The sequence below is a fragment of the Antarctobacter sediminis genome (genome assembly GCF_019218285.1).
In the GTDB taxonomy this organism is placed as follows: Bacteria; Pseudomonadota; Alphaproteobacteria; order Rhodobacterales; family Rhodobacteraceae; genus Antarctobacter; species Antarctobacter sediminis.
Genome location: NZ_JAHUZG010000002.1, coordinates 837,292 through 861,261 on the forward strand (window position 1 = coordinate 837,292; position 23,970 = coordinate 861,261).

General features: G+C 63.9%; 25 protein-coding genes. 14 read left to right on the plus strand and 11 right to left on the minus strand.

The genetic code is table 11. The features are described 5' to 3' along the window. Nucleotides 1-101: 101 nt before the first annotated feature. Both KJP30_RS11970 and KJP30_RS11975 read right to left on the minus strand, forming a co-directional pair. A complete protein-coding gene (locus KJP30_RS11970) occupies nucleotides 102-1,412 on the minus strand; it encodes a replication-associated recombination protein A (protein WP_218449510.1) in 1,311 nt (436 codons plus the stop codon). 3 nt (nucleotides 1,413-1,415) lie between these two features. After that, nucleotides 1,416-2,786, minus strand: coding sequence for a trypsin-like peptidase domain-containing protein (locus KJP30_RS11975; RefSeq protein ID WP_218449511.1), 1,371 nt, complete (start codon nucleotides 2,784-2,786; stop codon nucleotides 1,416-1,418). Nucleotides 2,787-2,913: 127 nt separating this feature from the next. Here KJP30_RS11975 and KJP30_RS11980 point away from each other — a divergent pair, with 127 nt between their 5' ends. Next, nucleotides 2,914-3,624 (plus strand): CDP-alcohol phosphatidyltransferase family protein, encoded by a 711-nt coding sequence (locus KJP30_RS11980; RefSeq protein WP_246594477.1) that lies wholly within the window; start codon nucleotides 2,914-2,916, stop codon nucleotides 3,622-3,624. A gap of 1 nt (nucleotide 3,625) precedes the next feature. Here KJP30_RS11980 and xylB read toward each other — a convergent pair whose 3' ends face one another. Together xylB and KJP30_RS11990 are read right to left on the minus strand one after the other, a co-directional pair. Then, entirely contained in the window at nucleotides 3,626-5,077 is a 1,452-nt protein-coding gene (xylB, locus tag KJP30_RS11985; protein ID WP_218449512.1) for a xylulokinase, read from the minus strand. 210 nt (nucleotides 5,078-5,287) lie between these two features. Then, a complete protein-coding gene (locus tag KJP30_RS11990) occupies nucleotides 5,288-5,527 on the minus strand; it encodes an accessory factor UbiK family protein (protein ID WP_218449513.1) in 240 nt (79 codons plus the stop codon). A 95-nt stretch (nucleotides 5,528-5,622) separates the two neighbouring features. Between KJP30_RS11990 and lgt the strand changes: the two genes are divergently transcribed. The 5 genes from lgt to KJP30_RS12015 all read left to right on the plus strand — a co-directional run bounded on the left by lgt (nucleotide 5,623) and on the right by KJP30_RS12015 (nucleotide 9,769). Continuing rightward, entirely contained in the window at nucleotides 5,623-6,540 is a 918-nt protein-coding gene (gene lgt / locus KJP30_RS11995; RefSeq protein WP_218449514.1) for a prolipoprotein diacylglyceryl transferase, read from the plus strand. Next, complete coding sequence (locus tag KJP30_RS12000) at nucleotides 6,537-7,607, plus strand: class I SAM-dependent methyltransferase (protein ID WP_218449515.1); 1,071 nt, start codon at nucleotides 6,537-6,539, stop codon at nucleotides 7,605-7,607. The genes lgt and KJP30_RS12000 overlap by 4 nt, the downstream gene beginning before the upstream one ends. After that, nucleotides 7,604-8,359, plus strand: coding sequence for a peptidoglycan editing factor PgeF (gene pgeF / locus KJP30_RS12005; protein ID WP_218449516.1), 756 nt, complete (start codon nucleotides 7,604-7,606; stop codon nucleotides 8,357-8,359). The genes KJP30_RS12000 and pgeF overlap by 4 nt, the downstream gene beginning before the upstream one ends. Before the next feature lie 114 nt (nucleotides 8,360-8,473). Further along, a complete protein-coding gene (locus KJP30_RS12010; protein ID WP_218449517.1) occupies nucleotides 8,474-8,629 on the plus strand; it encodes a hypothetical protein in 156 nt (51 codons plus the stop codon). Nucleotides 8,630-8,965: 336 nt separating this feature from the next. Continuing rightward, nucleotides 8,966-9,769 carry a Hint domain-containing protein gene (locus KJP30_RS12015; RefSeq protein ID WP_218449518.1) on the plus strand — a complete coding sequence of 268 codons (804 nt, stop codon included), beginning with the start codon at nucleotides 8,966-8,968 and terminating at the stop codon, nucleotides 9,767-9,769. A 104-nt stretch (nucleotides 9,770-9,873) separates the two neighbouring features. Here KJP30_RS12015 and KJP30_RS12020 read toward each other — a convergent pair whose 3' ends face one another. Then, the gene (locus KJP30_RS12020; RefSeq protein WP_218450134.1) at nucleotides 9,874-10,374 is read right to left on the minus strand and encodes an Lrp/AsnC family transcriptional regulator; all 501 of its coding nucleotides are present in this window, start codon (nucleotides 10,372-10,374) and stop codon (nucleotides 9,874-9,876) included. Nucleotides 10,375-10,554: 180 nt separating this feature from the next. Here KJP30_RS12020 and trxB point away from each other — a divergent pair, with 180 nt between their 5' ends. Beyond that, the gene (gene trxB / locus KJP30_RS12025; RefSeq protein WP_218449519.1) at nucleotides 10,555-11,544 is read left to right on the plus strand and encodes a thioredoxin-disulfide reductase; all 990 of its coding nucleotides are present in this window, start codon (nucleotides 10,555-10,557) and stop codon (nucleotides 11,542-11,544) included. A 196-nt stretch (nucleotides 11,545-11,740) separates the two neighbouring features. Next, nucleotides 11,741-13,822 (plus strand): bifunctional sulfate adenylyltransferase/adenylylsulfate kinase, encoded by a 2,082-nt coding sequence (locus KJP30_RS12030; protein WP_218449520.1) that lies wholly within the window; start codon nucleotides 11,741-11,743, stop codon nucleotides 13,820-13,822. A 70-nt stretch (nucleotides 13,823-13,892) separates the two neighbouring features. Here the strand turns inward: KJP30_RS12030 and KJP30_RS12035 are convergent, their stop codons facing one another. Next, nucleotides 13,893-15,119 (minus strand): peptidoglycan-binding domain-containing protein, encoded by a 1,227-nt coding sequence (locus KJP30_RS12035; protein ID WP_218449521.1) that lies wholly within the window; start codon nucleotides 15,117-15,119, stop codon nucleotides 13,893-13,895. Between the two features lie 72 nt (nucleotides 15,120-15,191). Then, nucleotides 15,192-16,415: a peptidoglycan-binding domain-containing protein gene (locus KJP30_RS12040; RefSeq protein ID WP_218449522.1), complete on the minus strand. Its 1,224-nt coding sequence runs from the start codon at nucleotides 16,413-16,415 to the stop codon at nucleotides 15,192-15,194. Nucleotides 16,416-16,652: 237 nt separating this feature from the next. On the opposite strand from KJP30_RS12040, the gene KJP30_RS12045 reads away from it, so the two are divergent. Together KJP30_RS12045 and KJP30_RS12050 are read left to right on the plus strand one after the other, a co-directional pair. After that, nucleotides 16,653-17,876, plus strand: a complete 1,224-nt coding sequence (locus KJP30_RS12045) for an autotransporter outer membrane beta-barrel domain-containing protein (protein WP_218449523.1) — start codon at nucleotides 16,653-16,655, stop codon at nucleotides 17,874-17,876. A gap of 178 nt (nucleotides 17,877-18,054) precedes the next feature. Beyond that, nucleotides 18,055-18,549: a hypothetical protein gene (locus KJP30_RS12050; protein WP_218449524.1), complete on the plus strand. Its 495-nt coding sequence runs from the start codon at nucleotides 18,055-18,057 to the stop codon at nucleotides 18,547-18,549. A gap of 52 nt (nucleotides 18,550-18,601) precedes the next feature. On the opposite strand, the gene KJP30_RS12055 is transcribed toward KJP30_RS12050, so the two are convergent. Beyond that, nucleotides 18,602-18,832, minus strand: coding sequence for a DUF1150 family protein (locus KJP30_RS12055; protein ID WP_218449525.1), 231 nt, complete (start codon nucleotides 18,830-18,832; stop codon nucleotides 18,602-18,604). Between the two features lie 5 nt (nucleotides 18,833-18,837). Continuing rightward, nucleotides 18,838-19,248, minus strand: coding sequence for an Hsp20 family protein (locus KJP30_RS12060; RefSeq protein ID WP_218449526.1), 411 nt, complete (start codon nucleotides 19,246-19,248; stop codon nucleotides 18,838-18,840). A gap of 158 nt (nucleotides 19,249-19,406) precedes the next feature. On the opposite strand from KJP30_RS12060, the gene KJP30_RS12065 reads away from it, so the two are divergent. From KJP30_RS12065 to KJP30_RS12075, 3 genes are all read left to right on the plus strand, one after another. Continuing rightward, nucleotides 19,407-19,631 (plus strand): YdcH family protein, encoded by a 225-nt coding sequence (locus KJP30_RS12065; protein WP_218449527.1) that lies wholly within the window; start codon nucleotides 19,407-19,409, stop codon nucleotides 19,629-19,631. Between the two features lie 111 nt (nucleotides 19,632-19,742). Next, nucleotides 19,743-20,231 (plus strand): 5-(carboxyamino)imidazole ribonucleotide mutase, encoded by a 489-nt coding sequence (gene purE, locus KJP30_RS12070; protein ID WP_218449528.1) that lies wholly within the window; start codon nucleotides 19,743-19,745, stop codon nucleotides 20,229-20,231. A 36-nt stretch (nucleotides 20,232-20,267) separates the two neighbouring features. After that, entirely contained in the window at nucleotides 20,268-21,341 is a 1,074-nt protein-coding gene (locus KJP30_RS12075; protein ID WP_218449529.1) for a 5-(carboxyamino)imidazole ribonucleotide synthase, read from the plus strand. A 113-nt stretch (nucleotides 21,342-21,454) separates the two neighbouring features. Here the strand turns inward: KJP30_RS12075 and KJP30_RS12080 are convergent, their stop codons facing one another. Then, complete coding sequence (locus tag KJP30_RS12080) at nucleotides 21,455-22,600, minus strand: alpha-D-ribose 1-methylphosphonate 5-triphosphate diphosphatase (protein ID WP_218449530.1); 1,146 nt, start codon at nucleotides 22,598-22,600, stop codon at nucleotides 21,455-21,457. Between the two features lie 70 nt (nucleotides 22,601-22,670). Between KJP30_RS12080 and KJP30_RS12085 the strand changes: the two genes are divergently transcribed. After that, nucleotides 22,671-23,111, plus strand: coding sequence for an NUDIX domain-containing protein (locus KJP30_RS12085; RefSeq protein ID WP_218449531.1), 441 nt, complete (start codon nucleotides 22,671-22,673; stop codon nucleotides 23,109-23,111). 3 nt (nucleotides 23,112-23,114) lie between these two features. Here the strand turns inward: KJP30_RS12085 and KJP30_RS12090 are convergent, their stop codons facing one another. Then, entirely contained in the window at nucleotides 23,115-23,957 is an 843-nt protein-coding gene (locus KJP30_RS12090) for a DMT family transporter (RefSeq protein WP_218449532.1), read from the minus strand. Nucleotides 23,958-23,970: the final 13 nt, after the last annotated feature.

Below are 23,970 nucleotides of genomic sequence, written 5' to 3' on the forward strand. Positions count from 1 at the left end.
GCGTCTGTCTTGTCAAGCGGCGCGCCTGTCGCAAAGCCTGCATGGGGGTTCCACCCCCAGACCCCCGGGAGTATTTCGACCAAGAAGAAACGGGCGGCGGTTCAGCCCTTGTTCCGCTGCGCCCGGAGGCGTGCAAAATAATCGACACGCTTGCGAAGGTCGCGTTCGAACCCGCGTTCGACCGGTTCGTAGAAGGCCGGACGTTCCATCGTTTCCGGGAAATAATCCTGCCCGGAAAACCCGTCCTCGGCGTCGTGGTCATAGGCGTAGCCCGCGCCATACCCCTGATCCTTCATCAGGTTGGTTGGTGCGTTCAGGATATGTTTGGGGGGCATCAGGCTGCCGGTCTGCGGGGCACTGCGCCGTGCGGCTTTGTAGGCGGTATAGCCTGCGTTCGATTTCGGTGCGAGGGCGAGATAGATCAGCGCCTGCGCAAGGGCCAGTTCGCCCTCGGGGCTGCCAAGGCGTTCGTAGGTGTTCCAGCTGTCGAGGCAGATGGCCTGCGCCTGCGGATCGGCGAGGCCGATGTCCTCGACCGCCATGCGGGTGATGCGCCGGGCAAGATAGCGCGGGTCTTCGCCCGCCTCCAGCATCCGCGCGAACCAGTAAAGCGCCGCGTCCGGGTCCGAACCGCGCACGGATTTGTGCAGGGCCGAGATCAGGTTGTAGTGGCCGTCACCCGATTTGTCATAGAGTGCGGCCCGTTTCATCAGCCGGGTTTTGAGGCCCTGGGTATCCAGCGGTTTTTCCAGCCGCCAGGACATGACCTGTTCCACGAGGTTCAGCAGCGCCCGCCCGTCGCCATCTGCCATGTCCAGCAGCGCCGCGCGGGCCTGAGCCTCCAGCGGCACGTCGCGGCCCAATTCGGTTTCGGCCCGTTTCACAAGCGCTTCGAGGTCGTCCGGCCCCAGGCGTTCCAACACCAGCACCTGCGCGCGGCTGAGCACGGCGGCGTTCAGTTCGAACGAGGGGTTTTCCGTGGTTGCACCGACCAGAAGGATCGTGCCGTCCTCCATATGCGGCAGAAAGCTGTCTTGCTGGGCCTTGTTGAACCTGTGGATCTCGTCGACGAACAGCAGGGTGCCCTGCCCGGTGCGGCGGCGCTGTTTGGCGGCCTCGAAAACCTTGCGCAGTTCGGGAACGCCGGAAAAGATCGCGCTGATCTGGACGAAGTGCAGGTCGGTGGCATCGGCCAAGAGCCGCGCGATGGTGGTCTTGCCCACCCCCGGCGGCCCCCAGAAGACGATCGAGCCCAGCGTGCCGGCCTCCAGCATCACGCCCAGGGGCGCATCGGGCCCAAGCACCTGCCGCTGGCCAATGACCTCATCCAGCGAACGGGGCCGCAGCCTGTCGGCCAGGGGGCGCGGCGCGCGGTCGGTAACGGCCTCGCCGGTATCGAAGAGATCCGCCATGCCTCAGGCCCGGAACCGCAACAGCAGGCGACGGTTGCCCCGGCCCACGTCGATCTGCACCACGCCCGCACGGCGCAGCAGGCGATCCACGTCGCGGGGGGCGTCGACACGGCGCCCGTTGATGCCCAGCACCCTGTCTCCGGCCTGAAGGCCGATCTGAGCGCCATAGGGGCCGGGATCCAGCACCACGACACCGGAGGCATCGACGGGCAGCCCCAGTTCGGCGATCACCGCCGGGTTGGTCCGTGCCACGCGCAGCCCCGGAAGCACGGTCATTTCGCCCAGATCCACGGTTTCGCGTGGCGGGCTGTCAGGCGGGGCGATCATCGGCACGGTGGCGATCTTTTCCTGTCCCTGCCGAATGTAGATCACCTCGGCCGAGCGTCCGATTCCGCGCATCGACATGCGGAACAGCATTTCCGCCGGGGTGTTCACCGGCGCGCGGTCGACCTCGGCCACAACGTCGCCAACGCGCAGACCCGCGGCGGCAAACGGGCTGTCCTCATGCAGTTCGGCAATCACGACGCCACCGGGCAGCGCAAGGCCGAGGCTGTCGGACAGTTCCGCCGTAACCGGCTGGCCCACCATCCCGGCCCAGGGGCGCTGAAACCGGCGCTGGCCTTCCTGCGCCTGCTTGACGAATTGTGCCACCAGCCCCGAGGGAATCGCAAAGCCGATGCCGTTCGACCCGCCCGAACGCGTCAGGATCGAGGTGTTGACGCCGATCAACTGCCCGTTGACGTCGATCAGCGCCCCGCCCGAATTGCCCGGGTTGATGGGTGCATCGGTCTGGATGAAATAGCCGCGCGCGTTGCCTGTGGCCGTACCGGACCGCGCCAGCCCTGACACGATCCCCGAAGACACCGTCTGGCCGATGCCAAAGGGGTTGCCGATTGCCAGCACCAGTTCGCCGACCTCGACCGTATCGCTGTCGCGCAGTTCCAGATGCGGCATGTCTTCGGCCCCGGCGAGCTTCATGATCGCAAGATCGGATTCCTCGTCCGCCAGCAGGATCTCGGCGTCGTATTCCCGGCGGTCGTTCAGGACCACGCGGATGTCCGTCGCCTGCCCGACCACGTGGTAATTCGTGACCGCGATGCCATCGTCAGACAGGATGACCCCCGAACCAAGCGAGTTCTGCACCCGCGGGCGCTGTTCGAACTGGCGAAAGAAATCGCCGAAAACCGGGTCGCTGGCAAAAGGACTGCGGGCTTCGACGATGCGTCGGGCGTAGATGTTGACCACGGCCGGGGCCGCCTCTTTCACAAGGGGCGCGAAGCTGAGACTGATTTCGGCGGGGCTTTGCGGCACGCGCGCATCCTGCGCCCCGGCGGGGACGGCCAGCATAATCAGGCAAACAAAAGCTCTGAACATGAAATTCCTCCGGCTCTTTCGAATGTGTAGGATATGTCCTCCGGCCCGGCCCGTTGCAAGCCGCAGGCACAGCCTGACCGGTGCCGCGGCAATTGCAACCCGGGCGCAATTGCTTCATGACGGTTCCATGACGCACCGCATGAAACCCGAGACCCGCGCGCTCTCTGTTCACCTGCTGACCGCGACAGGCGCGGTCTTTGCCATGCTCGCCATGCTGGCCGCGGTGCAGGAAAAATGGTCGCTGATGTTCCTTTGGCTGGTTGTGGCCTTCGCCGTTGACGGGGTCGACGGACCATTGGCGCGAAAATACGACGTCAAGACCTTTGCCCCGCGGTTCGACGGTGTGCTGCTGGATCTTATCATCGACTATCTCACCTATGTCTTTATCCCTGCCTTTGCGTTGTTCCAGTCCGGTTTGCTGCCGGGGTGGACGGGCTGGGTGGCGATCATCCTGATCACCTTTTCCAGCGCGATGTATTTCGCCGACAACCGCATGAAGACGGCAGATAATTCGTTCCAGGGTTTTCCCGGTTGCTGGAACATGCTGGTACTGGTGCTGTTCGCGATCAAGCCGGATTTCTGGGTGATCCTCGCGTTGGTGGGGGCCTTGGCCACAGCGATGTTCCTGCCGCTGAAATTCATTCACCCGGTGCGCACCGCACGCTGGCGCAGCCTGTCGCTGCCGGTGGCGCTTGCCTGGACGATTTTTGCCGGATGGGCGGCCTGGGTCGATTTCCATCCCCAAAGCTGGGCGCATTGGGGATTGGTGACGACCTCTGTCTACTTGCTGTTTGCCGGGATCGCCCAGCAGATCATCCCCGCGCGCAAGACCGCCTAGATCAGCACAGCCCCCGCACCGCCGGATAGATCTTGCGCCAGTTGGCATAGGCCGCGTCATAGGCGGCTTGCAGATCGACCCGTGGGTCGATTGTTTCCCGCACCGGCGGCGGGGTCATGATCTCTTCGACAGTGGCCCCGCCGCTGCCCACCATGGCCAGCCGGGCCGCGCCCAGCGCCGCGCCGAAATCGCCCTTTTCTGGCAAGGACAACGGCACGCCCAGAACCGTCGCGATCAATTCGACCCACAGACGGGACTGCGCACCGCCGCCGATGGCCAAGATGCTGTCAAGGCGCGCGCCGGAGGCTATCAGCGCCTCGGCACTGTCGCGCAGGCCAAAGGCCACGCCCTCCATCACCGCGCGCGTCATGTCAGACCGCGAATGACCAACGTCGATGTTCAGAAAGCCACCGCGAATGCGGCTGTCGTTATGCGGCGTCCGCTCGCCAGACAAATAGGGCAGGAACCGCAAATTCCCCGGCCCGGTCGTCTCTTGGTCCAGTTCCGCCGACAGATCCGCCGGAGTGGCGCCGGTGATCCGTGACAGCCAGTTCAGACTGTCGGTGGCCGCCAGCATGACCCCCATCTGATACCACTGCCCCGGTACAGCGTGGCAAAATGTGTGCACCGCGCTTTCCGGCAGCGGCGCATAACCGTTGCGTCCGGTCAACACAACGCCGGACGTCCCAAGCGAGACAAAGCCAGCGCCGTCACCAAGCGCGCCCACGCCGCAGGCCGACGCCGCGTTGTCGCCCGCACCGCCCACCACCTGAACATCGGCAGGCATACCCCAGCGGTTCGCAAGATCGGCGCGCAGCATGCCGCCTGTCTCGCACCCTTCGACAAGGCGCGGCATCTGATCGGACCGCATACCCGATACGGCAAGCAGGCGCGCCGACCAGTTTCGGGCTCCGACGTCCAGCCATGCCGTGCCGGCACTGTCCGACATATCGGCAAAAAGGGCCCCGGTGAGATGATAGTTCATATAGGCGGCTGGCAGCAGAACATGAGCCACGCGGGCAAAGATCTCGGGCTCGTGCCGCGCCACCCAGACCAATTTGGGCGCGGTAAACCCGGGGAAGACGATGTTGCCGGACAGGTCCCGGACACCGTCCATGGCATCCAGTTCCCCGGCCTCTGCCGCGCTGCGCGTGTCGTTCCAAAGGATGCAGGGCCGCAGGATCGCACCCGCTTCGTCCAGCAAGGTCGCGCCATGCATGTGCCCCGAGATGCCGATGCCTCGCACCTGCGCCATCTCGCTGCCATGGGTGGCGGACAATTCCGTCAGCGCGCCGTCCACCGCGTCCACCCACGCAATTGGATCCTGTTCTGACCATCCTGGCCGGGGATGCACCGCTGCATAAGAGCGCACCGCATTGGCGACGGGCCGCCCCTCGATATCCACCAGCAGGGCGCGCAGCCCCGAGGTTCCCAAGTCCAGTCCCAGGTACATGTCGGCCTCCCCGTTGTTGGCGCTAACGAACGCCAATTCGGGGGGCACTGTCAAATCCAGACATGAAAAAAGGCGCGCCCGCTGCGGACATGCAACCGGGTCGCGCCTGTCTGTGCAGGGCTGTCAGCTGGCAAAACGCTGCCATCAGGGACGGTGGGTGGGGCGACGTTCCGGCCCCCTCGGGCCGGGACGAGCGTCACCCCCGGACCGTCATTCGTTTTCCAGCGCGTCCAACCGCGCCTTGAGCGCTTCGTTTTCCTCGCGCGCTTTTTGCGCCATGGCACGCACGGCGTCGAATTCCTCGCGGGTAACAAAATCGCGATCCGCCAGCCAGCGGTCGATCATCGACTTCATGGCGGTTTCCGCCTCGTCCTTGGCCCCCTGCGCCACGCCCATGGCATTGGTCATCAGTTGGCTGAGGTCTTCGAAAACCTTGTTACGCGTCTGCATTGGGTCACTCCGCCGTTGCAATCCCTACCTATATGGTCGCACAAGGCGAAACCCTCAAGGTTGACTTCGCCGCACGACAAGAGGCAACAGGACGCATGCAGGCCGCAATCCCCTTTCCCGACCTCTCGTCAGAGGTCTTTTCCATCGCGCTGTTCGGCTTTGAATTCGCCCTGCGCTGGTACGCCCTGGCCTATATCGCGGGCATCCTCATCGGCTGGCGCCTTGCGGTCTGGGCCGTCAAGCGCGCCGAGCTTTGGGCGGGGAACAGCCCGCCCATGACCCCGCGCCAGATCGAGGACCTGCTGACTTGGGTCATCCTCGGTATCATCTTAGGCGGGCGGCTGGGCTTTGTGCTTTTCTACATGCCGGGCCATTATCTGACCCACCCGGCCGAGATCCTGATGATCTGGCAGGGGGGCATGGCTTTTCACGGCGGGTTGATCGGGGTTGTTCTGGCGGTCTGGATCTTTTGCCTGCGCAACAAGGTTCCTCTGGCTTCGGCCTCTGACATGCTGGCACTGGCCACGCCGCCGGGCCTTTTGTTGGGCCGGATTGCGAATTTCATCAATGCCGAGCTATGGGGCCGCCAGACCGACGTGCCTTGGGCCGTCATCTTTCCGGGCCAACTGGCGCAGGACTGTGGCCAGCCTCTGGGAGAACTCTGCGCCCGCCACCCCTCGCAGCTTTACGAAGCCGCACTCGAAGGCTTGCTGCTGCTGATCGTCCTGCTGTGGATGGTGCGGCGGGGCTGGTTGAAGCGCCCCGGCGCCGTGGCCGGCACCTTTTTCATGGGTTACGGCATCGGACGTTTCATCGTTGAATTCTTCCGCCAGCCCGACGTGCAGTTCCAGTCCGAAGGCAATCCGCTGGGCCTTGCCCTGCAGGTTGACGGATATGGCCTGACAATGGGCCAGTTGCTGAACCTTCCGATGATCCTTGGCGGCGCGCTGGCGATCTGGTTCGCCATGCGCCGCGCCCGCAAGGCCGACAACACCGCCGCCAGCACATCGTGACCCCGCTCGCCGATATCCTATGCCGCCAGATCGCGGCCTCGGGGCCGATCACGCTGGCCGATTACATGGCCGCCTGCCTGATGCATCCGCAGCACGGCTATTACAGCACCCGCGACCCGCTGGGCGCGGCCGGGGATTTTACCACGGCGCCCGAGATCAGCCAGATGTTCGGCGAACTTCTGGGCCTCAGCCTTGCGCAGGCCTGGATGGATCAGGGCGCGCCCGCCCCTTTCGTTCTGGCCGAGCTTGGCCCCGGACGCGGCACACTGATGGCGGACATCCTGCGAGCCACCGCCCGCGTGCCGGGCTTCCACGATGCCGCCCGCCTGCATCTGGTCGAAACTTCGCCGACACTCAGGGCCGAACAGGCCAGCCGCCTGCCACAGGCCAACTGGCATGACCGTGTCGAAGATTTGCCTGATGGCCCGCTGTTCCTTGTCGCCAATGAATTTTTCGACGCTTTGCCGATCCGCCAGTTCCAGCGTGACGGCGCTGCGTGGCGCGAACGCGTGGTGGGACTGAACGACGGCGCGCTGACGCTTGGCTTGGCCGCCCCTGCCCCGCAACCCGCGCTGGATCATCGGCTGGGCGATACGCGGGACGGCGACATCGTCGAAACCTGCGCCCCGGCCCAAGGCATTGCCGCAGAGATCGGCAGACGGCTGGCCGCGCAGGGCGGCGTCGCCTTGATCGTCGACTATGGCGACTGGCGTTCGCTTGGCGATACCCTGCAAGCGCTGCAAGGCCACGCCCCTGCGGACCCGCTCAAGGCCCCGGGACAGGCCGATCTGACCTGCCATGTGGATTTCGAGGCGCTGGCCCGCGCGGGGGCCCCTGCCACACACAGCCTTTTGACCCCTCAAGGCATTTTTCTGGAGCGGCTGGGAATCACGGCACGGGCGCAGGCTTTGGCACAACGGCTGACCGGAGAGGCGCTTGATGCCCACATCGCTGCACATCGCCGGTTGACGCATCCCGCCGAAATGGGATCACTGTTCAAGACACTCGCCCTGCTGCCACGGGGCGCCCCACCCCCGCCCGGACTGGAGCAGCGCGCCACGCCATGACGCTCGAGATCATCACATCGGATAGCCTCGCCCCGTTTCGGCACGGGTTCTTTACCCGCAGGGGTGGCGCGTCTTCGGGGATTTTCTCGGGGCTGAATTGCGGTCCCGGATCCTCGGACCAGGCCGAAATCGTGGCGATCAACCGGGCCCGCGTGGCACAGGCGATGGAGGTGCCCGCCGCGGCTCTGGCCACCGTGCATCAGGTGCATTCGCCAACGGTTCTGACCGTGACCGCACCACCGACGGACCCGCGCCCCAAAGCCGACGCCATGGTTACCGCGACGCCCGGGATCGCCATCGCGGTCCTGACAGCCGATTGCCAGCCCGTGTTACTGGCCGATGCCGAGGCCGGCGTGATCGGAGCCGCCCATGCCGGGTGGCGCGGCGCGCGCGACGGTGTGCTAGAGGCGACCGTGAACGCCATGCTGGCCCTTGGTGCGTCGCGTGACGGCCTGAAGGCGGTCATTGGCCCATCGATCAGCCAGCGCGCTTACGAGGTCGGGCCGGAGTTCTTCGAGGATTTCATCGCCGAAGATCATACCAACACACGGTTCTTTGCGGGCGGCAACGGCGACCGGATGCATTTCGACCTGCCCGCCTATGGTCTGCACCGCCTGCGCGAGGCAGGTGTTCAGGCCGAGTGGACCCGTCATTGCACCTATTCCGATCCCGAGCGTTTCTATTCCTACCGCCGGACGACCCACGCGGGCGAAGCCGACTACGGCAGGCTGATCTCTGCGATCCGGCTATAGCCCGGCCCACCCGGAAACAATCCGCCTATGGGCGCGGGATTGTCCCAATGCTGCCCCAATTCGATGCAAATTGTCAGATCAGGCAAGACGCATCGAGAGAGCAGAGGACAGGTCATGAAACCCCAGCGCCGCTTTATCGCATCCATTACCGCCACCGCGAAACAGGGGGCGCCTCGGCTGCCGTTTGAACGGGGAGCGCCCCGCGCCGCGATGATCGCGCGCCGCGACCAAGATACCGCGCCGCAACCGGTAAAGGCCAAACGCGCCTAACGGGTAGCAGACCGCGATGACAAAACGCACAGGGGCGCGACGCCGCGCCCCGTGAAACACCTTGGCGCGAGCGATTCCCACCGCCGCCAGCCGCCCCGGCACGGGGCCACGATTCGCCGCTTCCCCAGCGGAATGTGGCGGGATCGTACACTCAACCCCAACAATCCAGAGCCACGCCACGCATTGTCGCGCACCTGCCGGGATGTGCGAGGCCAATTTTGACAGGCGGACCGGATTGCCGACAAATCGTCATCAGTCAGATGCGTAGTTTTAACCGTCCGTCTGTCGTTGTTGGTGGGGGCCAACACGGATGTGACCTTCCGTAAGGGTGATCACATGACTCGTCTCCACCGCGGTTTGTCGGGCAGCGCCCCGGCGACCAATCCGGCTCTCTCTCTGCCCGTTTCGCCGGAACGGGAGGACACACTTGACGGGCGGCCTCGTCGCGCAGCTTCTCTCATGCGCAAATACGAGGTCGCCGCCCTTCTTCCCGACCTGACCGTATCGTTCACCCAGCATGTCGCACCGGCCTCGCCTCTGTTCGAGGAATGCGCCTCGGCCTTTGCGCGCGGCACACTTATCGAAACCCTCCGCGGCCCCGTGGCGATCGAAGACCTTGTTCCCGGCGATTACATCGAAACCGCGAATGGTTCGGAACCGGTGACATGGATCGGATCAACCACCTATGTGCCGGGCCACGGCGATGAGGCCACAACGCTGACCCATATGACGCGGATCACCACCGATGCCTTTGGCATGGGGCATCCGCCCATGGATCTGTTGCTGGGTCCGTCCGCACGCATGGTCGTGCGGCATCCGCGCCTTTCGGACCTGCTGGGACAGGATAGCGTGCTGGCCCCGGTGCGTGACTACGTGGACCATGATCGTTTTTTACAAATCACGCCAATGGGGACCGTGCAACTGTTCCACCTGATGGTACAACGTCACACGACGATCCGCGTCGGCGGTATCGAAGTCGAGACCTACCATCCCGGCAATACCGTGGGCCAGTCGCTGGGCCAGAACATGCGGGCGCTGTTCCTGACGATGTTCCCGAACATCTCGGCGTTGGACGATTTCGGGCAGGTCAGCATGACACGCACGGCCCGCGAGGTGATCGACAACCTTGTCGACGCCTGACGAGACTATTGGCGTCCGAGTATTAAAGAACATGCGAGGGGCCAGCCCCTCGCGCTCCCCGGGATATTTTCGGACAGAAGAAACGAAAGACGCGCCGCGCCCTGTCAGGCAGTGCGGCTCAGTCGTTCCTCCAGCACCTCGAAAGGCACGCCCGGTTCATCCTTGGCGTTGCGGATCACCAGCGAGGTCTTGACGCTGGCCACGTTGGGCGCAGTCAACAGATCGCCGGTCAGGAAGCTCTGGAAGGTGGACAGATCCGGGGCGACGCATTTCAGGATGAAATCCACCTCGCCGTTGAGCATGTGGCATTCGCGCACCAAAGGCCAGGCGCGGCAGCGTTCCTCGAAGGCGCTCAGATCGACTTCGGCCTGGCTTTGCAGCCCGACCATGACGAAGACCTGCACCTCGAAGCCCAGCGCGCGGCTGTCGACATCGGCGTGGTAGCCGCGGATATACCCCTGTTCTTCCAGAACACGCACGCGGCGCAGGCAAGGCGGAGCCGAAATACCGACGCGGCGCGCCAGCTCGACATTCGTCATTCGGCCGTCCGCTTGCAGTTCTGCCAGAATCTTGCGATCGATCGGATCAAGCCGGTGACCTGCCATAGTCTCCCCCGTCATTTTCGCGATTGTTATAACAGCCTGCGGGCCTTGCGCAATAATATTTCAACATGGCGCAAGAATCTTTGCCCTGTATGGTCAATTCCGCGTCACCGCGCCACCCCTCTTTTTTCGCGGCCCTCGCGCGGCTATATGACGGGCCTGTTGCCGCTTAGGAGAGCTTCCATGTCCGAGACACGCCACACCAAGGTTCTCATCATCGGGTCCGGCCCGGCAGGGTATACCGCCGGTGTCTATGCCAGCCGCGCGATGTTGAACCCGATTCTGGTGCAGGGTCTGGAACCCGGCGGCCAGCTGACCACCACCACCGAGGTGGAGAACTGGCCCGGCCACACAGAAATTCAGGGCCCCGACCTGATGGTCAACATGGAGGCCCATGCCCGCGCCATGGGCACCGAGATCATCGGCGACATCATCTCGAAGATCGACTTCGACAAGCGGCCTTTCGTGGCGCATGGCGACAGCGGCACCACCTACACAGCCGATTCGATCATCCTTGCCACCGGCGCCCGTGCCAAATGGCTGGGCTTGCCGTCCGAGGAGGCCTTCAAAGGCTTTGGCGTGTCCGCCTGTGCAACTTGTGACGGCTTCTTCTATCGCGGCAAGGAAATCGTCGTGATTGGTGGCGGCAATACCGCCGTCGAAGAGGCGCTGTTCCTGACCAACTTCGCCAGCAAGGTGACGTTGATCCACCGCCGCGATGAGCTGCGGGCGGAAAAGATCCTGCAGGATCGCCTGCTGAAACACCCCAAGATCGAGCCGCTTTGGTTTCACCAGCTTGAGGAAGTTGTCGGCGACGACATGCCCAAGGGTGTGACCGGGGTGAAGGTCAAGAACGTCAAGACCGGCGAAATCTCCGAGATCCCCTGCGCAGGCGTTTTTGTGGCCATTGGCCATGCGCCCGCCAATGAGCTGGTAAAAGATGTGCTGGAAACCCACATGGGCGGCTATGTCGTGACCAAGCCGGACAGCACTGAAACCTCGATCCCCGGCATCTTTGCCGCGGGTGACCTGACCGACCACAAGTATCGCCAGGCCGTGACCTCGGCCGGGATGGGCTGCATGGCCGCGCTGGAGGCCGAACGCTGGCTGGCCGAACAGGACGCAGCAGGCGAACCGGCGACCGACGCGGCAAATGAGCCGGAAAGCGCCTGACCAAAGCGGACATCACTGGGACCGCATCCCGATCAGCCCGGCGTTTTTCGCCGGGCTTTTTGTTTTCCCTGATACCGCGCGGCCCGGAGGCACGCGATTTTTCGGCAACAGCCCGCCTGTTCGGGCGAAAAGAGCTTTTCTGCAACTGCGAAATATGTGATGCGTTCACCCGTGAACACACTTTGAGTCGCCCGCCATGTCCGCCCCCAAGGCACCGCTCATTTCGGATGAAGAAGGCCTGCTCTTCCGGCTTTTGCGTCAGCTTGACGTAGCGCCGGACGTGTCGTCGCAGCGCGCCATCGCATCCGCGCTGGGTGTGTCTCTGGGTCGGTTGAACGGGCAGCTCAGGGCAGCCGTCGAGGCCGGGTTCATCTCGATCAGCGAACGCGAGGGGCCGGACCGGCGCCAGAGGTTCGCCTATGCGCTGACCGCCCGCGGGGCGGCCGAGAAGAACCGGCTGACTGACCGGTTTCTTGCCCGGAAATTCGCGGAATACGACGCGCTTCACGCCGAACTGACAGGCACCACCAGCAACCTGGTTCCCATTAAGCACAGGACCGAATTGATGCAGAACAACCTTGCCCCCATCCCCGAGCTTTACGTTTCGTACGACAGTGCGCAGAAGCTGAAGGTCGAAGCCGCCGATCTGACCAGCCATGACCTGACGCCGCGCCAGATCTGTGACCTGGAACTGCTGATGAATGGCGGTTTCAACCCGCTCAAGGGCTTTCTGGGCGAAGAAGACTACAACGGCGTCGTCGAAAACATGCGCCTGGCGGACGGCACCCTGTGGCCGATGCCGATCACGCTGGACGTGAAAAAGGACTTCGCCGACAGCATCGAAATCGGTCAGGACATCGCGCTGCGCGATCAGGAAGGCGTGATCCTCGGCACCATGACCGTCACCGACAAATACGTGCCGAACAAGTCGCGCGAGGCCGAAAAGGTCTTTGGCGCCGACGATCTGGCGCATCCGGCCGTCAACTATCTGCACAACACCGCGGGCGAAGTTTACCTGGGCGGCCCCGTCACCGGCATTCAGCAACCCGTGCACTATGATTTCCGCGCCCGCCGCGACACGCCGAACGAACTGCGCGCCTATTTCCGCAAGCTGGGCTGGCGCCGCGTCGTGGCCTTCCAGACCCGCAACCCGCTGCACCGCGCGCACCAGGAACTGACTTTCCGCGCCGCCAAGGACGCGCAGGCCAACCTGCTGATCCATCCCGTCGTCGGCATGACCAAGCCGGGCGACGTCGATCACTTTACCCGCGTGCGCTGCTACGAGGCGGTTCTGGACAAATACCCGGCATCGACCACCACCATGTCGCTGCTGCCATTGGCCATGCGCATGGCGGGCCCCCGCGAAGCGGTCTGGCACGGCCTGATCCGCAAGAACTATGGCTGCACGCATATCATCGTCGGCCGCGACCACGCCGGCCCCGGCAAGAACTCGGCCGGTGAGGATTTCTACGGCCCCTACGATGCGCAGGACCTCTTCCGCGAGCACGCCGAGGAAATGGGCATCGAAATGGTCGACTTCAAACACATGGTCTATGTGCAGGAGCGCGCCCAGTACGAACCCGCCGACGAGATCGAGGACAAGGACAACGTCACGATCCTGAACATCTCGGGCACAGAACTGCGCCGCCGTCTGGCCGAAGGCTTGGAAATTCCCGAGTGGTTCTCCTTCCCCGAGGTCGTCAAGGAACTGCGCCGCACCAAACCGCCGCGGTCCAAGCAGGGCTTTACCGTTTTCTTCACCGGCCTGTCGGGTTCGGGCAAGTCGACGATCGCCAACGCGCTGATGGTCAAGCTGATGGAAATGGGTGGCCGCCCTGTGACGCTCTTGGACGGTGACGTGGTGCGCAAACACCTGTCGTCGGAACTGGGCTTTTCGAAAGAGCACCGCGACATCAACATCAAGCGGATCGGTTACGTCGCCTCCGAGATCACCAAGAACGGCGGTATCGCGATCTGCGCGCCCATCGCGCCCTACACCGCGACCCGTCGTGCCGTGCGCGAGATGATCGAGGAATATGGTGCCTTCTGCGAAGTGCATGTCGCCACCTCGCTGGAAGAATGCGAACGCCGCGACCGCAAAGGCCTGTACAAGCTGGCGCGCGAAGGCAAAATCAAGGAGTTCACCGGGATTTCGGATCCCTATGAAACCCCCGAAAATGCCGAACTGGTCGTGGAAACCGAAAACGTGGATGTGGACAACTGCGCCCACCAGGTGATCCTCAAGCTGGAAAGCATGGGCCTGATCGCCGCGCAATAAGCCGCGCCCCTGCAAGTAACGACAAAGCCCGGCGCCGTTGCGCCGGGCTTTTTCCGTTCTGCCAGAGCCGTCAGGGGATCAATCGCCCCCGGCCCGCGTGACCCAGCCGCCCCGTGCCCTTCAGCGGGCCAAAGCGCATATCCAGACCGTAGGGTTCCTTCGCCTGCGCGAATTTCACCAGATTGGTGAGGTCGCCGCGCAACTCTTCGAACAGGTTCTCGAAGTCGGTCAGCTTCATGCCATAGACGGTCTCGAAAGCGGTTTCCCAATCGTCATGCTCGCCGGCGGCACGCCAGAAGGCCGCCATGCGCTCCTCTCCATAGCGCAGCGCCAGCACCGCCGCCGCAAGGTTCGAAGCCGAGTATTCGCCGCCCGTGCGGACCGATTGTTTCTTGCGGATATAGTCAAGCGGCACCGCTTCTTCGGCATCGCGTGACCGCAGCGACACCAGCATCGGTACAGAAACCTCGCGCGTGGGTCCGCCGCGCGACTTGATCTGAGCGAGGTAGGCGCTCCCCTCGACCATCCAGCCCGGCCCCATCCGGCGACGGCCGGTTTCGTCGTAGGGCACCTTGTCATAGGTCATCTCGCGTTGAACGTGATGCATGTATTCATGCAGCATCACGTATTGATACCGCCCCTGCCAGATCTCGTAGCTGGTGATGCTGTCCTGATGTTCGGCGGGCATGCACAGCGCGATGCGGTTGCGATAGGCGCTGCCCATGACCCGCTCGACCCCGATGCAGAGATCCTCGGCGGTGTCCCGCGCCGCACTTGGCGACAGATCGGGAATGCCGGGCACCGGCTCCAGCAGCAGTTCTTCAAGATCCTGCGGGTTAAAGGCCACCACAAGCACCGGCTTGCTGGCCGTGGTGATCCCCCATTCTTGCGCGAACATCAGGCGGGCGTCCTCGTAAGACCGCTGGATATAGCCGCGAAGCTCCTGCGAAACATCCGGCTTTGTCAGGATCACCGGCGGTTCGGCAGAAGGCATAAGCGCCGCCGCTTCTGGCGCATAGCCGCCGATTTCGCGGCACCAACCCACCGCGGCGCGTTCTGAAAAATCGGGCAAACCGTCAAAGATCGCGTGAACATCTTCTCCGACCAGGCCATGGACGAACTCTGCCAACGCCTGCCGCGTGCGCGAACCGCTGACGCCGTCGGCCTCGCCCGGATCAAGCCCGAGAGTGGCCAGTTGCCGCTGGACGCAGGTCACATGCCTGTCCGAGGCATCGGCGGCCCCGGCGGTCGCGCCGACACAAAGGGCAATGGTGCAAACCAATTTCCTGATCGTCATGGTATCAGTCCCTTGATGCTCTCTGGCATCAATTTAGGGGCAGCAGGACATATTCAACAAGTCAGGGGATTCCTACCTCTCGGCCCCTGCCGCCCCCAGTTCGGCCTCGGTCAGAGGGCGGTGGGCAAGGATCTGATCGCCATTCATGTCGCGATCCGCAAGGAATTCCCGCTGCGCCATCTGATCGTCCCGCAACGTGGGATAAAGCGCCTCGAATTCTTCGACCGACAGACCATAGACCTGCTGAAAGGCGGTGAACCAATTGTCGGTCTCACCCACCGCGCGCCAGAATCGGAAAAGGGTTTCCTCGCCAAACCTTTCGACCAGCATGGCCACCGCATAGGCAGAGACATCATAGGCGTCGGCGGTACGCACCTCGCCCGCCAAACGAATCTGCCGGAGGGTCAGGGCCGAACGCGCCGCCTGTTGGCGCATCAGATGCAGGCCCGGCTCCAGCCGGCCAAAGCGTTCTGCCATAAAGACCTGTTCGATCACCTGCGCGGTGCCCTCGACCATCCAGGCAGGCCCCATGCGCGGACGCACCGCATCCGGGTTGTGAACCCATCGCGCCACCTTGTCATAGCTGTATTCGCGCTGGGCGTGATGGACGACCTCATGGGTCATCGTGACCGACAGCACCATGCGATACAGATCGCCCAGTGCGGGTTCTTTCAGCGCCAGAACCGTACCACAAAAGGACAGTCCATCCCGAGAGGCGCTTGCACCCAGACCGAATTCGGTCTCGCAATCGCGGCGACCACGCGCGCGGACATCAGCCCAGCTTTGCAGCCGCATTGTCCCCGCCTGCGTCACCAGACGATGCCATGGCTCGACCTCGGTCGCGACGATGATCTTGACCTGACTGGCCAACTCGACGCCATAGCGACGCTTGAGAAAAGCCTCTGCCTCCAAAAAGGCGGTGCGGACATGTTCGGCAATCTCAGGGTGAACGCCAGGACCCACAAGGATCTGCGGCGGGACGCGCGAGGGCATGAGCGCAGCGGCCCTGTCGTCGCTCAGGCCGATCTCGCGGCACCATCCGACCGAAGCGCGATTGTCAAACGGCGGCAGCGTATCAAAAACGGCGCGGTCCGTTTCGTTCTGTGTGTCCAGGTAGGCGCGCAGGGCTGCGCGGGTGCGCGGGCCGCTTTGCCCATCCATGGGACCGGGGTCAAACCCCAGCGCGGCAAGTTGCCCCTGAACACAGGCCACATGCGGGTCACCCGCCGCGTCGGCCCGCAAGGCGCCAAGGCTGAACAACAGCCCCGCCATCAGAGTAAACGTCCATCCGTGCATCGGCGGCTCCGATCCTGTGACCCGACGTGCAGGCAATGACGCCTGCACGCGGGCAACCTGTCAAGCCTGCGACATGGCGGGCCAAGGCTCCGAACAAGGCCGATCCGGACAAGCCCCTGTCCTGTCAGGATTCCTGTTCCCTGACAAAAAAGTGACGCCGCCGGGGGCCATCTGCTACACTAAATCTGACCCATCGCGGGTTGAGAGAGCCTTAACGTTTCGACGCGCTAGATTGTGATGATGATTCCCGGTCGCCTTCTTCCTCTTGCGGCGCTGCTTCTGGGTGCCGCCCCGGCCTTTGCCACCACGCTCGATTGCTCGACCGTGCAAGGGGTCGTGCATACCGCGCCCGCCTATGTCACCGTGAACCTGCAACAGGGCGAAACGCTGAACATTTCGACGCCGGATGGCGGCACCTTGGCCGTGTCGATCGAATTCGGCGGACAGGGCGGCAAGGATGACAGCATCTGCAACCCGGCCTTTGATGGCACGTCCTGCGACGGGTTCAGCCATCAGGCACAGTTGACCGGCGATTACGGGGTCGAAGCATTTGCACAGGCGGGCAACACCTTCACCCTGTCCTGCGGCGGCGGCGGCGGCGGTGGCGGCGGGGCTGCGGCAACCGGCGTTCAAGGGGCGCAAGGCACCGGCGCCTTTGTTTCGGCCAGCAGCTCAATCGGCTTTGTAGGATCGGCAATCAACGGCTCTCTTGCCGGTGCCGCCCCCGCAACCGTCACACGCAACGGCCTGTTTCTGTCCACGCTGGGCGCGGACTCGGGCGTGACCGGCTGGGCCGCCCTGCAAGGCCGTCAGTTTGACGGCGACGTGGACGGCAGCGCGCGGGAACTGACCTTTGGCATGGATTTCGAGGCTGGCGCAGCCACCCGCCTTGGCCTGTTCGTCTCGATCGGGAAATCCGACCTGGACATCTCGGGGGTCTCTGTCGACAGCGATGCGATCAGCTTTGGCCCGTATTTCAAGACCCAACTCGGCGACCGCTATTCCGTGACCGGCTATGCGCTGTTTGCGCGCCCCGATTATGATGTCGGCGGCATAACCTACCGGGCAGAGCGTCGCACGGCGGGCCTGACCGCGAACGCCGATTACACCTGGGGCAGCGCCGATATCCGGTCATTCATCGGCCTGTCCGGATTTGCCGAGGATCACCCGGCTGCGGGCGGCCTGAGCGCGCGCAGGATCTCTGGGTTGACCGGGTCCATCGGCACGCGGGCCAGCTTTGACATCGGCACCTCGCTGACGCCCTACGTCAGCCTTGGCGCCGAGTATAATCGCTATGACGACGGGCTTGGCACACGTGAGGATCACACCGGCCCCCGCATCGGCACCGGCTTTGCCTATGACGCTGGAAAGGGGCGGTTGACGCTGGACGTCGATGGCGGTCGGCTTCTTGATGACACACGAGATCTGAAACTTCGGATGAACTACAATCTCAATTTCTGACTCCGCGCGCCCCATCATCACGCTGACCTCGATCCCACCCCGATTCGGCGCATTGCAAAACGTGCTGAACAGCCTGTTGGCCCAAGGCGCAGCACGGGTCGCGTTATGCCTGCCACGCCGTTACCGCCGATTTCCAGGGCCAGTCGCACCTCCTGCCCTGCCAGAGGGCGTCACCTTATTGTGGTCGGAAACGGATCACGGTCCGGCGACCAAGCTCTTGCCCGCATTGCAAGCCTACCCAGATCGCTCTTTGGTCTATTGCGACGATGATTGCCTCTATCACCCCGGCTGGCTGAAGGCGCTTTGCGCCGCGAACCGAAAGGGCGAGGCAACAGCCGCCTCCGGCTGGTCCGTCAAGCGGCTGCAGCGGCAGGGGGCAAAACCACCATTCACGGACATCGCGCAGGGGTTTTCCGGCGTGTTGATACACCCCGGCATGATCGACCCGCGTGCGATTCCCGTCCCACCTCTGGCGATGACAGTGGATGACATCTGGCTTTCCGGAATGCGCGCCTTGACCGGCACGCCCCTAAGGCTGGCCCCGAAAGCCCGCGCGCTGGTCACACCGATGGACCAACCGTACCCCTTGCAAGACAGCGGCGACCGCGCGTCGGACAACGTGCGCACCGCAGAGTATCTGTGCAACAAATTTGGCCTTTGGCCACGCTGCTGAGACCCGGGCCCAGCAGTGTCGGGCGGGGGGGGCAAAGCGCCCCCTTCCCGTTTTAGTGTACCGTCACCGGCGCAAGGTCATTCTGACGCGCCAGCACAAAGGCCAGCGAACGATCCTTCACAAGGGCCAGCCGTTCGCCATCATCGGCACGATGGACGGCATAAAGCGTATCCACATCCTCGACCTGACGGCGCAGCTCATCCGGCAGATCAGCCGTCTTCACCGAGCGGACATAGACGGTCCGCCCTTCGGAAAGTTTGTCAAAATCGTACTTGGCATGCATCGAACTTACCCCTTCCTGATCTTGATTGTCTGCACCACGGTCTCGGGCCGGCTCATGGTCAGATCCACGTGCAGCAGCCCGTTTTCCATCGCAGCTTCGCCCACTTCGACACCATCCGCCAAAACAAATGAGCGCTGGAACTGACGCGAGGCAATGCCGCGATGAAGGAATATGCGGTCCGCACCATCATCGCGCTGACGGCCCCGGATCACCAACTGACGGTCTTCAACGGTGATCGACAGGTCGTCTTCGCAGAAACCGGCCACAGCAAGCGTGATGCGATAGGAATGATCCGAAGTCTGTTCGATATTGAAAGGCGGATAGCCTTCCGATGTTTTCGCGGTGCGCTCAAGCAGGCGCTCCAACTGCTCGAACCCGAGCATATGGGGATAAGATCCCAAAGTCAGTTTGGTCATCGACACGTCCTTTGCACAAGCGACCGTCCTCCGCGGTCCCATCTGGCAACCACAGCACCAGAAATATGGGCACAGGGACCAATCCGCGCAAGGGGCTATGCGCAAGGCTTTCGAATCGCTATGTTTATGGTCCGTGCATCACTCAAGGGGACAGGTCCATGAACGCGCCCACGGATATCGCCATGAAGAGCGAGGACGTCCTGCGTGTCGAGCTTGAGGTCTTTCGCCGCGAACACCGCGACCTCGACGAGGCGATCCACGCCCTGCAAGACACCGGCACCGCCGATCAACTGACCCTGCAACGGCTGAAAAAGAAAAAGCTGATGCTGAAGGACAAAATCGCCCTGATCGAAGACAGGCTTCTGCCCGATATCATCGCCTGAGCGCCGGAAATCCGCGTTTCTCGGTGAAAACCGCCCCCCATGGGCCGTTGCGGCCCATTGCACCCCCGCCCGCTTCGCCTATAACGAAAGCCTCGCAACGCGGAGGCACGGATGGACAGCCCCAAGGTCGGCATCATCATGGGCAGCCAGTCGGACTGGCCCACCATGGTCGAGGCCGCGGATCTTCTCGACGAACTTCAGGTGCCCTACGAAGCGCGCATCGTCTCGGCCCACCGCACGCCCGACCGGCTCTGGAACTATGGAAAGACGGCAGTGGACCGCGGTTTGCAGGTCATCATTGCAGGCGCCGGCGGTGCCGCGCATCTGCCCGGCATGATGGCGTCGAAAACCCGCGTCCCGGTGATCGGCGTCCCGGTCCAGACGCGCGCACTGAGCGGTGTGGACAGCCTTTATTCCATCCTCCAGATGCCACGCGGCTACCCGGTCGCCACCATGGCCATCGGCGCGGCAGGTGCCAAGAACGCGGGCCTCATGGCCGCTGGCATCCTCGCGCTTCAGGATGCGGCACTGGCCGCCCGGCTTGACCAATGGCGCGCCGATCTCTCTGCCTCGATCGCCGAGGAACCCACACGCGACTAAGCCGCGCGCCCGACAGCACAACTCCCGAGTGACCCCATGACCCAGCCCCTTCCCCCCGGCAGCACTATCGGTATTCTCGGCGGCGGCCAGCTTGGTCGCATGCTCTCCGTCGCAGCCAGCCGCCTTGGATTTCGCACCGTGATCTTTGAACCCGGTGCCGATTGCCCCGCCTCCCATACCGCGATGCGCCATGTTCAGGCAGGCTATGACGATCTCGACGCGCTGCGCGACTTCGGCAATGCGGTCGATGTCATCACCTACGAATTCGAGAACATACCGACAGAGGCGCTCGACGCCCTTGAAAACATCCGCCCCATCCATCCGGGCCGCGAGGCTCTGCGCATCAGTCAGGACCGCCTCACCGAAAAGACGTTCCTCCGCGATCTTGGCCTGCAAACCGCACCTTTCGCTGCCGTCGACGACGCCCAGACGCTGGCCGAGGCCATCGCAACCATCGGCACGCCCGCAATCCTGAAAACCCGCCGCTTCGGCTATGACGGCAAAGGACAGGCGCGGCTCACCTCCCCCGACGACGCTTCCGCTGCGCTGGAGGCTGTGCAGGGCGCACCTTCAGTGCTCGAAGGCTTCGTCAACTTCACCGCCGAAATCTCGGTGATAGCCGCCCGTGGCAGCGATGGCCGTGTCGCCGCCTTCGATCCCGGGCAGAACGTGCACAAGGAGGGCATCCTGCGCACCACCACGGTGCCGGCTGACCTGCCCAACCGCATCGTGACCGACGCCGTGCTGACAGCGGGGCGCATCCTGAACGCCCTTGATTACGTCGGCGTCCTCGGGGTGGAATTCTTCGTGGCCCCTAACGGTCTTATCATCAACGAAATCGCCCCGCGGGTGCACAACTCCGGTCACTGGACCCAAAACGGCTGCATGACCGACCAGTTCGAACAGCACATCCGCGCGGTCGCCGGCTGGCCGCTGGGCGACGGCAGCCGCCACAGCGACATTCGCATGGAAAACCTCATCGGTGACGACATGGATCGCGTTCCGGCCCTCGCCGCCGATCCGGCCTGCGCGTTGCACCTCTACGGCAAGGCGGAAACGAAACCCGGCCGCAAGATGGGCCATGCCAACTTCCTCACCTCCGGAACCTGACCCCGGCTTCTTCTGTCCGGAAATATCCCGGGTGGAGTTTGAGGAGGGCAGAGCCCTCCTCAAGGCCTGCGTGGCCTGAACGCAAATGACCCTGTGCGCCGTCAGGCGCGCCGCTAGGCGATGAAACGCTCCGCCACCGCGCCGCTCATCCAGGCGACTTTGCCGCCCGCCAGCGTGGCCTCGATCCGGCGCGTTCGGCGGTTCATGACGACCATGTCCGCCCGCAGCCCCGTCTCCAACCGTCCGCGATCCGACAGGCCCAAGACCCGCGCCGGCCCGTCCGACACCAGCGCCCAGGCCGCTGTCTCGTCCAGCAGCCCAAGTTCGACACAACGCCACGCGGCCCGCGCGGGCGAGGGATAGTGATAATCCGAAGCCAGCGCATTGCATAACCCGGCACCGATCAGTTCCAGCGCCGAGACATTGCCCGCGTGACTTGCCCCCCGCACCACGTTCGGCGCGCCCAGCACCACCGGTTCGCCGGCGGCCCGCGCCGCCTCTGCGGCCTCCAGCGTCTCGGGAAACTCCGAAACTTGCACGCCCCGCGCCCGCCATTCGGCACGGCCCTCGGCCGTTCGGTCATCATGGCTGCCCATACGCACGTCGCGACCGGCCAGTCGGGCGCAAAAGGCATTCAGGGCCTCGGGCACGGCCTCCCCCGCCTCGTGCAAGCGGGTCATCAGGGCAAGATGCGCCTCTGGGCTACGGCCGCTTTTCAGGGCCTGCCCGGTCAGCCGCTGCGGTTTGCGCCCCTGCGCCAGCCGGTCATGCGGAAGGTGATCGTTGAACACCACATAGCCGATGTCCCATTGCGTCAGCGCCGCCTCGGCCTCGGCAAAACTTTCGGTGTAGTGGGTCTCCAGCCGCATCTGCAATCGCAGATCCAACGGGACCGTGGGCGCGACGGCGGCAACAGAGGCAAAGACCTCGCGCGCGAATTCTGGCCCGCGCATCCCGCCTTCCCATGACCAGAACTGTGCCAGAACCGCGGTTGTGATGCCACAGGCGGCCAGTTCGGCGGCACAGGCGACCATGCCGGACTCCCGCTCGCGCAGGGCACCGCGCCGAGGTGCCATGTGCCGTTCGAACCCGTCGCCATGCACATCCACGATACCCGGAAGGACGTCATAGCCGGACAGATCCACACGCCGCCCGACAGGCCCGTCAGCAATCGCGCCAGCAGCGATGGAAACATCGCCCGCGTCCCATCCTTCGGGCCGCATGACCCGCGCCCCTTGCAATGTCAGTTCCAAAGCCATGGCACACTCCTTCGCGCGGGCTGGCATAGCGCCGGTCGTCGCCTTAGAAAAGCGACAAAGGAGCCTTGCCATGCCCAGCCCACGCCTTGCCGCCCGCGCCGTGATCCTGCATCGCGACCGGCTCTTGCTGGTGAACGCATGCGCAGACAAACGCTCGGACCTGTGGTGCGCGCCCGGTGGCGGCGTTGAACGCGGCGCGAGCCTGCCGGATAACCTCATCCGCGAGGTCTACGAGGAAACAGGCCTGACGATCGCGGTCGGCGCGCCCTGTCTGGTGAATGAATTCCACGACCCCAAAAGCAGCTTTCATCAGGTCGAGGTCTTTTTTCGCGCAACGATCACCAAGGGCACGCTGTCTGACGATTGGAAAGACCCCGAAGGGGTCGTGCACAAGCGACGGCTCTTTACCCGTGATGAGGTCGCTGCGCTGCGTTTGAAACCCTCCAGCCTGCCGGACATCGCATGGGGCACCGGGCTGGCCTATGATCCGCTGGAGCCGATCCTGCGCTGACGCTCAGCGCCGCAGCACCGACAGAGCGACACCGCCCAGAACCACCATCGCCGCGATAGTGAAATCAAGGCTCAGCGCCTCGCCCAGAAACAGCATGCCGCCCGCCATGGCAATCACCGGGACGCTCAGTTGCGCCACGGCTGCGACGCTCCCCTTGACCTGAGGCAGGACGTGATACCAAAGCGCATAGCCCATACCCGAAGTGATTGCGCCAGACACCACAGCCAGCAACAGGCCTTGCCATTCCGGGGCCATGGCCTCGGGGCTGACCGGCAGCATCAGTCCCAGCAAAAAGCCCAGCGGTGCCGCAAGAACAAAGTTCGCCCCCGTCGACAGCAGCGAATCCTCGGCCTTACGCCCCGCCAGCGAATAGATGCCCCAGCCAAGCCCCGCCAGCACCATGGCCGCGCCATGCACCACGCTCAACTCCAGCCCGCCACCGGGCCAAAGCAGCCAGACCAACCCGGAAAAGGCCAATCCGGCCCCCAGCCAGCGCAGCAGAGGCACCTTTTCACCGCCCGCAAGGCTTCCGGCGAACATGGTCACCTGCACAGTGCCGAATAGGATCAGCGCGCCCAGCCCCGCGTCCAGCGACACATAGGCCACCGAGAACCCGTAGATATACAGCACAAGCCCAAGCACGCCCGCCACGCGGCCCGCCCCGCCAAGGCTGACCCGTCCCCGCAGGACCAACCCAAGCAGCACCAGCGTCACAGCGCCCGACCACAAACGGATGGTGCCAAAGCTGACAGCGTCGATCCCCCCACCGGCCAGCGCCGCACGGTTCAGCACCGAATTGGCAGCAAAAGCCACCATGGTCAGGGCAATCAACAAGAACAATCGCATGGATCCACCATCT

Bases quoted from the DNA above. Each gene is read 5' to 3' on its own strand.
- KJP30_RS11970 (WP_218449510.1), bottom strand. From the start codon at position 1,412: ATGGCGGATCTCTTCGATACCGGCGAGGCCGTTACCGACCGCGCGCCG.
- KJP30_RS11980 (WP_246594477.1), top strand. From the start codon at position 2,914: ATGACGCACCGCATGAAACCCGAGACCCGCGCGCTCTCTGTTCACCTG.
- xylB (WP_218449512.1), bottom strand. From the start codon at position 5,077: ATGTACCTGGGACTGGACTTGGGAACCTCGGGGCTGCGCGCCCTGCTG.
- KJP30_RS12035 (WP_218449521.1), bottom strand. From the start codon at position 15,119: ATGACGATCAGGAAATTGGTTTGCACCATTGCCCTTTGTGTCGGCGCG.
- KJP30_RS12085 (WP_218449531.1), top strand. From the start codon at position 22,671: ATGCCCAGCCCACGCCTTGCCGCCCGCGCCGTGATCCTGCATCGCGAC.
- KJP30_RS11975 (WP_218449511.1), bottom strand. From the start codon at position 2,786: ATGTTCAGAGCTTTTGTTTGCCTGATTATGCTGGCCGTCCCCGCCGGG.
- KJP30_RS12020 (WP_218450134.1), bottom strand. From the start codon at position 10,374: ATGGCAGGTCACCGGCTTGATCCGATCGATCGCAAGATTCTGGCAGAA.
- KJP30_RS12055 (WP_218449525.1), bottom strand. From the start codon at position 18,832: ATGCATGCCAAGTACGATTTTGACAAACTTTCCGAAGGGCGGACCGTC.
- KJP30_RS12090 (WP_218449532.1), bottom strand. From the start codon at position 23,957: ATGCGATTGTTCTTGTTGATTGCCCTGACCATGGTGGCTTTTGCTGCC.
- KJP30_RS12040 (WP_218449522.1), bottom strand. From the start codon at position 16,415: ATGCACGGATGGACGTTTACTCTGATGGCGGGGCTGTTGTTCAGCCTT.
- KJP30_RS12010 (WP_218449517.1), top strand. From the start codon at position 8,474: ATGAAACCCCAGCGCCGCTTTATCGCATCCATTACCGCCACCGCGAAA.
- purE (WP_218449528.1), top strand. From the start codon at position 19,743: ATGGACAGCCCCAAGGTCGGCATCATCATGGGCAGCCAGTCGGACTGG.
- KJP30_RS11990 (WP_218449513.1), bottom strand. From the start codon at position 5,527: ATGCAGACGCGTAACAAGGTTTTCGAAGACCTCAGCCAACTGATGACC.
- lgt (WP_218449514.1), top strand. From the start codon at position 5,623: ATGCAGGCCGCAATCCCCTTTCCCGACCTCTCGTCAGAGGTCTTTTCC.
- trxB (WP_218449519.1), top strand. From the start codon at position 10,555: ATGTCCGAGACACGCCACACCAAGGTTCTCATCATCGGGTCCGGCCCG.
- KJP30_RS12065 (WP_218449527.1), top strand. From the start codon at position 19,407: ATGAACGCGCCCACGGATATCGCCATGAAGAGCGAGGACGTCCTGCGT.
- pgeF (WP_218449516.1), top strand. From the start codon at position 7,604: ATGACGCTCGAGATCATCACATCGGATAGCCTCGCCCCGTTTCGGCAC.
- KJP30_RS12075 (WP_218449529.1), top strand. From the start codon at position 20,268: ATGACCCAGCCCCTTCCCCCCGGCAGCACTATCGGTATTCTCGGCGGC.
- KJP30_RS12080 (WP_218449530.1), bottom strand. From the start codon at position 22,600: ATGGCTTTGGAACTGACATTGCAAGGGGCGCGGGTCATGCGGCCCGAA.
- KJP30_RS12060 (WP_218449526.1), bottom strand. From the start codon at position 19,248: ATGACCAAACTGACTTTGGGATCTTATCCCCATATGCTCGGGTTCGAG.
- KJP30_RS12045 (WP_218449523.1), top strand. From the start codon at position 16,653: ATGATGATTCCCGGTCGCCTTCTTCCTCTTGCGGCGCTGCTTCTGGGT.
- KJP30_RS12030 (WP_218449520.1), top strand. From the start codon at position 11,741: ATGTCCGCCCCCAAGGCACCGCTCATTTCGGATGAAGAAGGCCTGCTC.
- KJP30_RS12015 (WP_218449518.1), top strand. From the start codon at position 8,966: ATGACTCGTCTCCACCGCGGTTTGTCGGGCAGCGCCCCGGCGACCAAT.